The following is a 7,263-nucleotide window of genomic DNA, read 5'->3' on the forward strand; positions in this document are numbered from 1 at the left end:
CTGAGCCGACGTACCACTATGACGCAAGGAGAAACTTGCATGAATACGACATGGTCAAGCCGTTCCATCAATCCCGAGCTCGTCAAGGGGCTGGTGGAGCTGGCTTCCGAAGAACGGCATAACTGGGACAGCTGGGGCAACGGCTTCGAGTGGGTGACGCTCATGAACGCCGGCCAGCTCCCCGACGCCGCCGCCCTGCTCGCCAAACACGAGGCGCGCCTGTGCACGGTCACAGCGCTGAACAAGCAGCTCGCCGAGCCCGTCACCACGCTGGCCTACCACTTCGACGTGCACGGCTACACGGTGACGGTGACGGTCCCGCTGGACCCTGCCGAGAACAGCGTGCCCACCATCACCCCGTGGTTCCGCAACGCCGACTGGAACGAACGCGAATTCGCGGAGCTGTTCGACGTGCACGTCGACGGCAACACCAACCCCAAGCGCCTCTTCCTCGATCCGGAAATCGACGAGGGCATCCTCAACGAGGTCATCCCGCTGACCATCATGATGAACGGGGCCTGCACCAAGGATATGTGGGAGCGCATCATGGAAGTGAACGCCGAGCCCGGCGAGGAAGTGGAAAAGGGGGTGCACGAATGAGCCAGACCAGCAGTTTTTCCCTGCCCATCGGCCCGGTGCACGTCGCCCTTGAGGAGCCGGTCTACTTCCATCTCGACGTCGACGGCGAAACGGTACGCAAGGTGGAGATCACCTCCGGGCACGTCCATCGCGGCATGGAAGGCATGGCGACGCAGCGCAACTTCTTCAAGAACACGACGCTGACCGAGCGCGTCTGCTCGCTCTGCTCCAACAGCCACTCGCTGACCTACTGCATGGCGGTTGAAAACGTGCTCGGCATGACCCCGCCGCCCCGCGCCCAGTACCTGCGCGTGCTGGCGGAGGAAACCAAGCGCGTGGCCTCGCACCTGTTCAACATCGCCATTTTCGCGCACAACGTGGGCTTCAAGTCCCTGTTCCTGCACATCATGGAAGTGCGCGAGAACATGCAGGACGTGAAGGAGACCATCTACGGCAACCGCATGAACCTGTCCGCGAACTGTATCGGCGGCGTGAAGTTCGACATGGACGACAGCCTGACCGTGTACATGCTGGAACGGCTCGACACCGTCGAAGAAGCGGTCAAGCGCGTGGAAAAGGTGTTCCGTACCGATCCCCTGATCGCCAAGCGTTCGCGCGGCGTGGGCGTCCTGTCCCGCGAGGATGCGTGGGCGCTCGGCGTGGTCGGCCCCGTGGCGCGCGGCTCGGGCCTCGACATCGACGTGCGCAAGAACACGCCCTATCTCGTCTATCCCGATCTCTACTTTGACATTGTCAAAGAACAGGACGGCGACGTCTGGTCGCGCGCGATGGTGCGCGTGCGCGAGGTGTTCGAGTCCATCCGGCTTCTCCGCCAGTGCCTCGACAAGCTCCCCGAAGGCCCGCTGGCCGTGCACATGGAGCGCATCCCGGAAAGCGAATCCGTCGCCCGCTCGGAGGCCCCGCGCGGCGAGCTTATCTATTACCTTCAGACCAACGGTACCGACACCCCCGCCCGCCTCAAGTGGCGCGTGCCGTCCTACATGAACTGGGAGGCCCTCACCGTCATGATGAAGGACTGCCAGCTCGCCGACATCCCCGTCATCGTCAACAGCATCGACCCCTGCGTCAGCTGCACGGAGCGGTAGGGGGTTGAAATGAAGATTGGGGAGGGGGAGGAGAACCCCTTCTCCAGAAGGGCTTCTCCTCCCCCCTCCCCAAACCCCACCCCCTCCTCTCCTAAGACTTTTGTAAGGGTCGACGGAGGGCGGGGAGGTGCGAAAAAACTCCTTTTCGGCGCACGTCCCCCGGAGCGGCGTCGAAAGGGAAACGGTTTTGATGCGAAGGGGCTCCTGACGAGCCGCCTCCCCACCAGTCAACATTTTTGCGGGTGGGGCCGGGGAAAGGAGCGTGTGGGTGTCCCCCTCTTTTGAAAAAAGCTCCCTCCCCCGGTCTTCCCTCCCCAGCGAGAGAACCCGTGCACGAAGCATCCATCGTTGCAGGCATGATGCACATCCTCGAAGACGAGGCCAGACGCCACAACGTGAGCAGGATCACGCGGGTACGGCTTTCGGTGGGGCTGTTCACGGCGGTGGAGCCCAAAACGCTGGAAGCGTGCTTCGAGCTGTACGCGGAAGGCACGGCGGCGGAAGGGGCCGAACTGGACATCACGACCGTTCCCGCCGAAGGGCGCTGCCTTGATTGCGGGCACAAATTTCCCATGACCTCGCCGCGCTGCCGCTGCCCGGAATGCGGAAGCCTGCGGCTAGAAGGCAAGGGAGGCCGGGACTTCCTCATCACCGGCATCGACGCCTGCTGACAACCAAGACTGACTGCGAAAGTTCGCAAGGAATATGCCATGAGCCGTTACATGATCGAATCGGTCCCGGAAAAGTGCAAGGCGTGCCGCCGCTGCGAAATCGCCTGCATCGCCGCCCACCACGGCCTGACCTTTAAAGAGGCCCTGAAAAAGCGCGACGAACTCGTCGCCCGCGTCCATGTCGTCAAGAGTGGCTCGGTGAAGTCGCCCATCTCCTGCCGCCAGTGCGAAAACGCCCCCTGCGCCCGCATCTGCCCCACCGGGGCGCTCCAGCAGGACGACGGCATCGTGACCATGAACGCCCAGATCTGTTCGGGCTGCCAGCTCTGCATCATGGCCTGTCCCTACGGCGCGATCTCGCTGGAATCCATCGGCCTGCCCTCCGCCACGTCGGAAACGATGGCACAAAAGAGTATGCGCTCCGTGGCCGTGCGCTGCGACCTGTGCAAGGACTGGATGAAGCGCGAGGGCAAATCCGTGCCCGCCTGCGTCGAAGCCTGCCCCGTCCACGCCCGCAGCGTGGTGCAGATAGGCTGATCCCAGCGCAATCATTGATGGTGTAAGCGTGCCGGGGCGGGGCTCCGGCACGCTTTTATTCACCGGGCATTTATGGTACAGGGCACGGATTATGAGCGAATCCATCGGCATTATTGCAGGAAGCGGACAATTCCCGCGCCTCGTGGCGGAAGACGCCAAGGCGGCGGGTTATGGCGTTGTGGTCTGCGCCTTCCACGGCTTCACCGATCCCGGCCTTGAAGCGCTGGCCGACACGTACACGACCGTCTATCTGGGCCAGTTCGACAAGGTGATCGACTACTTCCGCAAGCACGGCGTCCGAAAGCTGTGCATGGCCGGAGCGATCAACAAGCCGCGCGCGCTGGACTTGCGCCCGGACTTCCGGGCGGCGCGCATCCTCTTCTCTCTCAGAGGCAAAGGCGACGACGCGCTGCTCCGGGCCATCATGGCGGATCTGGAAAAGGAGGGCTTCACGCTCATCCAGGCGGCGGAACTCTCCACCTCCCTGCTCTGTCCCGAAGGCGTCCTGACCCGGCGCGGCCCCTCAGCCGAGGAGATTGCGGAAATCGACTACGGCTGGCCCATCGCCGAAGCGCTCGGCCGGTTTGACATCGGCCAATGCATCGTGGTCAAACAGGGCATGGTGGTGGCCGTGGAATGCCTCGAAGGCACGGACGCCGCCCTGCGGCGCGGCGGTGAACTGCGCGGCGAAGGTTGCGTGGCGATCAAACGCTTCAAGCCCAAACAGGACGAACGCGTGGATCTGCCGTCTATCGGGCTGCAGACCGTCCGCCTCCTCATCGAACAACACTACCGCTGTCTCGCCGTGGACGCGGGCAAAACGCTCTTTTTCGACAGGGCCGAAGCGCTGGCCCTTGCCGACAAACATAACTTCTGCATCATCGCGCTGACCGAAGACTCGTTCGGGAAGCTGCGCCTTCAGGCGAAAGCCGACTAGACACACGAAACCCGAGAGGAAACCAAGTATGGGCAAGGCCGACCGTTATCAGAAACTGTACCCCGTCACATGGGATCAACTCCACCGCGACGCTAAAGCGCTGGCATGGCGCCTTCTGGAACAGGGACCGTTCAAGGGCATCATCGGGGTCGCGCGCGGCGGGCTTGTCCCGGCCGCCATCGTAGCCCGTGAGCTCAACATCCGTCTGGTCGACACCCTGTGCATCTGTACCTATCAGGGCCGCGAGCAGACCGGAGGCGAAGAAGTCCTCAAGGCCGTCGAAGGCGATGGCGACGGCTGGCTCGTCGTCGACGATCTCGTGGACACCGGCAACACCGCCACCATCATCCGCAACATGCTCCCCAAGGCCCATTTCGCCACCCTGTACTCCAAGCCCGCCGGAAAGCCCCTCGTGAACACCTTCATCACCGAAGTCAGCCAAGATACGTGGATTCTTTTCCCGTGGGACTCCGAAGTGCAGTATACCGCCCCGCTGGTGGAACAGAACTAGGCGTTAAGACGGGAAGCCCCCGGCAGACGGCATTATAAAAAAAGAAAACCGGGACAGCCTCGCGCAACAGGCTGCCCCGGTTTTCCGCATAGGAGAGAAGGAAGGATTGCCGTCGGCTTCGCTGCTGTCGGACACCGAAAGCCTTCAGGAAATGTCTCCGGATCGGCAGCCCGTGACTGCCGCCAATCCGGGGCTCCGCCCTTCCCGCCGGGTGGCCGGAAGGGCGAAGCGGTTTGGGAGGGAAGGATGCCAAAAGGCAATCCGTGCGGAGGAGCTTCAGCCGCGCGGCGCGAAACGCATCCTTGGTTTCCCCTCCCGGTTCAGCAAAGCCTGTTCTTAGAAAGCGTACCGCATGTTGACGGAGGCCTTGTAGGCGTTGCGGTTGGTGTTGTCGAGGACGTTGCCCCAAACGCCGTCGTTGAGGCTCAGGTGGATGTACCCGAGTTCCACGGCGAGGGTCAGATCCTTGTAGATCTGGTAGTCGGTGTCGAAGGTGGCTTCCCACGCGCCGTCCTTGGTGGTCAGGTAGGTGGAGCCCACCATGCTGCCGGTGGCATCAGGATAGCTGGCATGGAAGGTGGTCATACCGGCGTTCGCGGGCATGTTCTTGTTGTTGGTACCCCGATAGTAGCCGACCTGAATGGCGTGAGTCAGGTTTTCCATGAAGGAGATGTCCTTCATGCGGAGCGCGACGCCCCACGTGCCCACGGGGCTGGTGCCGAGGATGGTATCGCTGGAAATGCCGTAACCGCCGTCAAAGCCGAAGGAAGAACCGGACCAGCCGGCGTCCACGGTGGGCATACGTTCGGAGCCGTCATACGGATTGGAGTTGTCACCGGAGCCGTACCACAGGAGCAGGCCGGGAACGCCGAAATCAAGCTTGTATTCCGCGATGGCGGAAGCCAGCCAGCCGCTGCGCTTCAGGTCGATGGTCTTGCTGGTCGCGCCGTCGTATCCGCTGAGCGAGCGGACAGTGCCCATATCCACGGAGCCGTAGTTGAAGTCACCTGCGAGGCGGAAGGGGCTGAACGTGGTCATTTCACCCGTGATGCCAACCCACCATGCGTTGCCTTCGCTGCGGTTGCCTTCAAGCGTGGTCAGATCGCTGCCGCTGGGGAGCACGGGGAGCATCCCGGCGCGCATGTCATCGATATCTCCCTTGGCGTCGCCGCCAAGGCTGCGGCTGCCCACGAAACCATACATGCCCCAAGGCGTGATCTTCACACCGTCAAAGGTCAACGGCAAGGTCAGGCCAACGAAATCCATGGCGTTGTTCTGATCGTCATGCCACTTGCCATAACCATTGGTGTTGTCGTTTTCAGCGCGCAGCCAGAAGAGGTTCGCGCCGACGTTTTCGGTGAAGTTGCCGCCGATGGTGATGCCCGCGCCGTCGCCGTCGAGCACGGCGGAGCCGGCCACGAAGCCCGGCATCACGAAGGGCTGCAAGCCCATGCGGACCAGCACGTCGGTTTCGGGGATGGCCCAGTCGATGTAGGAGTAGCGCACTTCAACGGTCCTGCCGTCCGTGCCGAGGGACGCGCCGTCCTTGGCATGGCCCCAATGCGTGTCGCCGATTTCAAAATAGACGACGCCCTTCAGGCTTTCAGATGCGATCACGTCGATCTGGGTACGCAGACGCTGCGCCGCGCCGAAGCGGTCGCTGCTGTTGTGCTTGTCGAACGAATCGTTCGTATACTCAAAACTGAAGTCCCACATGCCCTTAGCCTTGATGTCGGCTGCATTGGCGGCGGAGAATGCGGAGCAGACAAGGCCGGCCGCAAGCAGAAGCGTGGTGAGTCTCTTCATGACGAAAATCTCCTTTCTTCATGGTGAAGGTTGGGGTATTTCCGACCTCTTCCTCTCAGAGCCGGAAACACCAAAAGCTTCAGGATCCGAGGTGAAGCTTTCAAGCGCATTTTCTCTCACCGAAATAAATATTCAATTATTTGTACGATCTTTATAACAAGCCTCTAACGAAGGTTCTCTCGGCCCGCTTGCAAAAAGAAAAAAGAGGGGCTCCGCGACACGGCCCCTTCCCGCTTTTCCTCCCCCCCAAGGCAAAATCGAAAGGCCCTTTCCACCGGGATCAGCCCCATCTCATATTAGACGTATCCCTTGCCTATATCTCACGGTTCCTCCGGCGGATGCAGAAGCGCATCCCTAAGCCCGCCTCCCCGCACGATGCCGGAACAGGGCCAGCCCGAGGAACAGGTTCAAAAGCAGGCTCACACCAAGCACCGCCCGGAACAGGACCGGCAGGGCCCACAGCGATTCGCTGAATCCGGACGGGGCGACCTCGCGTTCCACCGTACCTTCATCGGAAAACGTGATTGTCATGGGATGGGAAACCTTATGCCCCATATTGTCCGCAACCACGATGGTCCATGTGCCGGGCTTGTCCGGAAGGAACGCGAATCTTCCCTGAGCGTCCGTACGCCCGTTCTGAAATTCCACATCCGCGCTGTCCGGGCCGTATAGCTTCGCTTCGGCATATGCCGCCACGTCGCCCGTGGAATACGAGAACTCCACCACACGGGCATCTCCGGATGCCAGCTCTTTCGCCAGCAGCGCGTGAGCCTGCGCGTCCGCGGAAAACCAGCCCAGAACCAACAGGGCGGCCAACACTACACGTCTCAACATATCTTCTCCTTGGAAAGGGAATACCGGAACGGAGCCTCCGGGCACTCCACTTTCATCTCACACAATCCGCATCGGGCTTTCCCCATCCAGCCGGAACACCCGCGCATCCTTCCCACGAACAATGCCGCCGGGCCGGGACACAACAGAAACGCTCCTTCCTAACGCCCCGCCGGGAGACGTATTCCCAATGGAAACATTTCCATGCCGCCCCACCCTCCATCGACCCTTACGAAAGTCTTGGGAGGGAGAGAGGAGGGGGTTTTGGGGAGGGGAGAGGGAACC

General features: G+C 61.7%; 8 protein-coding genes. 6 read left to right on the top strand and 2 right to left on the bottom strand.

Annotated features, from left to right (window positions below):
- The first annotated feature begins 39 nt into the window (after positions 1-39).
- From HMPREF0178_RS08005 to gpt, 6 genes are all read left to right on the top strand, one after another.
- Positions 40-600, top strand: coding sequence for an NADH-quinone oxidoreductase subunit C (locus HMPREF0178_RS08005; RefSeq protein ID WP_009368260.1), 561 nt, complete (start codon positions 40-42; stop codon positions 598-600).
- On the top strand, positions 597-1,685 hold the full coding sequence (locus HMPREF0178_RS08010) for a nickel-dependent hydrogenase large subunit (RefSeq protein WP_009368261.1): 1,089 nt from the start codon (positions 597-599) through the stop codon (positions 1,683-1,685). Before HMPREF0178_RS08005 ends, HMPREF0178_RS08010 begins: the two co-directional genes overlap by 4 nt.
- 329 nt (positions 1,686-2,014) lie before the next feature.
- Positions 2,015-2,356 carry a hydrogenase maturation nickel metallochaperone HypA gene (gene hypA, locus HMPREF0178_RS08015; RefSeq protein WP_009368262.1) on the top strand — a complete coding sequence of 114 codons (342 nt, stop codon included), beginning with the start codon at positions 2,015-2,017 and terminating at the stop codon, positions 2,354-2,356.
- 39 nt (positions 2,357-2,395) lie between these two features.
- Entirely contained in the window at positions 2,396-2,893 is a 498-nt protein-coding gene (locus HMPREF0178_RS08020; protein ID WP_009368263.1) for a 4Fe-4S dicluster domain-containing protein, read from the top strand.
- 91 nt (positions 2,894-2,984) lie between these two features.
- Positions 2,985-3,830, top strand: a complete 846-nt coding sequence (locus tag HMPREF0178_RS08025) for an LpxI family protein (protein ID WP_009368264.1) — start codon at positions 2,985-2,987, stop codon at positions 3,828-3,830.
- A gap of 28 nt (positions 3,831-3,858) precedes the next feature.
- A complete protein-coding gene (gpt, locus tag HMPREF0178_RS08030) occupies positions 3,859-4,341 on the top strand; it encodes a xanthine phosphoribosyltransferase (RefSeq protein ID WP_009368265.1) in 483 nt (160 codons plus the stop codon).
- A gap of 336 nt (positions 4,342-4,677) precedes the next feature.
- Here the strand turns inward: gpt and HMPREF0178_RS08040 are convergent, their stop codons facing one another.
- Both HMPREF0178_RS08040 and HMPREF0178_RS08045 read right to left on the bottom strand, forming a co-directional pair.
- Positions 4,678-6,147, bottom strand: coding sequence for an outer membrane homotrimeric porin (locus tag HMPREF0178_RS08040; RefSeq protein ID WP_009368266.1), 1,470 nt, complete (start codon positions 6,145-6,147; stop codon positions 4,678-4,680).
- A 354-nt stretch (positions 6,148-6,501) separates the two neighbouring features.
- Positions 6,502-6,981, bottom strand: a complete 480-nt coding sequence (locus HMPREF0178_RS08045; RefSeq protein ID WP_009368267.1) for a hypothetical protein — start codon at positions 6,979-6,981, stop codon at positions 6,502-6,504.
- Between the last annotated feature and the right edge of the window lie 282 nt (positions 6,982-7,263).

Origin of the sequence: Bilophila sp. 4_1_30 (assembly GCF_000224655.1) — a bacterium.
GTDB classification, from domain to species: Bacteria; Desulfobacterota; Desulfovibrionia; order Desulfovibrionales; family Desulfovibrionaceae; genus Bilophila; species Bilophila wadsworthia.